Origin of the sequence: Pelomonas sp. Root1444 (assembly GCF_001426885.1) — a bacterium.
In the GTDB taxonomy this organism is placed as follows: domain Bacteria; phylum Pseudomonadota; class Gammaproteobacteria; order Burkholderiales; family Burkholderiaceae_C; genus Pelomonas.
Map to the genome: position 1 here is coordinate 1 of NZ_LMFP01000018.1, position 1,819 is coordinate 1,819.

Below are 1,819 nucleotides of genomic sequence, written 5' to 3' on the forward strand. Positions count from 1 at the left end.
CTAACGAGGCTGTCCAAAAACCCAAAAATTCCAGTCGCCCCCGCGAAGCGGCCCGCTTGGATAGCGATTGAATCGAGTCGTTGGGTTCGTCGGTGACATGAGCTGAATATTCGTTCTCGTGGCGCGTGCGCGCCCGTCTGGCGTCGATTGTGTGGTCTGCCTGTCCGGCTATCGAACCCCGTGTTGCCCGAACCCCGCCTTCGAGAGCTTCTCGATGTTGTGCACCAGGCAGTACAGGCGCCATTGCGTCCCCACCTTGGCTTGGCCGCGATGGTTCAGGCGGCTCAGCCGCTTGTTGTGGCGCAGGTTCGCGAACACCGGCTCGACGGTGCCGATGCGCTGGCTGTACAGCTGCCGCCCTCGCGGTGAATCGATGGCTTGGCGCATGCGCTCGCTGGGGTGACTGGGCTCTGGCGCCCTGGGCAAGAAGCGACTGACCTGCCTGCCCCGCAGCGGCGCACTCTCCTGCGCCCCCCGGCCCTTGATGCACTGCGGGCGCCGTGTGCACGCGGCGCAGTCGCTCGCTTGCGCGATGAAGGTCTGGTACGGCTGACCACTGGCCGAGACGTAGATCGTGCCCTTGCTGCTGAGCACCTGGCCTGCGGGACACGTGGCCGTGCCGTCCTCGTTGAAGCTGAAGTCCTTGGGCCGGAAGTGTTTGATTTCTTCGGGCTCGCCGCTGGCCTTCTTCTGCGACAGCGGGTCAGGTTTGGCCTGGTGCTTGCCTTGCCCTTCAAAGCGTTCGTCTCGCTTGCGCATCTGGTTGTCGGCGATCAGCGCGGGGGTGTTCGTGTCATGCAGCTGCTGCACGTTGGCGTCGCTGTGATAGCCCGCATCTGCGGTGACCAAGGTGTTCTCGGCGCACCACGGCTTGGCCTGCTCGATCATGGGGATCAGCATGGTTTGCTCAGAGCCGGAGCCCACCACATCGGCGGCAATGATGATCTGGTGCGCGCTGTCCACCGCCGCCTGCGCGGCGTAGCCCTGGATGACGCCCTTGCTGGTGGCCATCTTGGCGCTGTCGGGGTCGGTGACGTTGGACTTCAGCTCCTGACCCTTGCTGTTCAAGCGCTTGGGCGTCTTGGCGACGAATTCCCGGGTGCGCGCAGCCTCTTGGCGCAGCTCGTCCATTCGGGTCTGACGTTTGGTGTCCAGCGGCGCTTGGGCGCCTTCCTTGTCCTGGGCCTGGTGCAGGGCCAGGATCTTGTCGGCGGCCTTGTCCAGGCGTTCGGCACGGTGGCTGAGTTCCTCGTGCGTGCCGCTGCGCTCCTTGCTGGCGTTGCTGGGGAGCTTGACGCCGTCGATGGCGAACATGTCCCGCCCGATCAGGCCTTGCGCGTCGCAGGTCATCAAGACCTGGCTGAACAGCGGCTTGATCTGGTCGCGGAGGCTGCACACGAACTTGGCGATGTGGGCATGGCTGGGCTGGCTGTCGCCGCTGATGGCAATGAACTGGACGTTGCGCACGCAGGCGGCTGCGATGCCGCGGCTGGAGATCAGGCCTTGGCTGTAGGCCAGCAAGACGATCTTGAGCATTACGCGAGGGTCGAAAGCGCTGGCGCCGGTGGTGTCGTTCTTGAAGCGCGCGTCCAGTGCCGTCAGATCCAGTTCGTACTCGACCAGGTAGTCCAACGCGAAGGCGAAGCTGCCCGGCACGATCTGCTCTGACAGCACCACCGGCAGCATCAGCGAGTGGCAGTCAGTGGGTTTGTAGCGGGGCATCGCGGACTCCTGAACGGGTCCGCTCATTTGACGTGTCAGGCCTCAGGAAGTGAATCAGGGGCTGCCCGGCTTGAGGTTATTTGACAGCTTCAACGTT

1 protein-coding gene is annotated in these 1,819 nt (G+C 64.1%); it reads right to left on the reverse strand.

Annotated features, from left to right (window positions below):
- Positions 1-168: 168 nt before the first annotated feature.
- Entirely contained in the window at positions 169-1,722 is a 1,554-nt protein-coding gene (locus ASD35_RS15680) for an IS1182 family transposase (protein WP_162254472.1), read from the reverse strand.
- Between the last annotated feature and the right edge of the window lie 97 nt (positions 1,723-1,819).

Excerpts from the sequence above, each read along its gene's own strand:
- ASD35_RS15680 (WP_162254472.1), bottom strand. The coding sequence starts at position 1,722 with ATGCCCCGCTACAAACCCACTGACTGCCACTCGCTGATGCTGCCGGTG.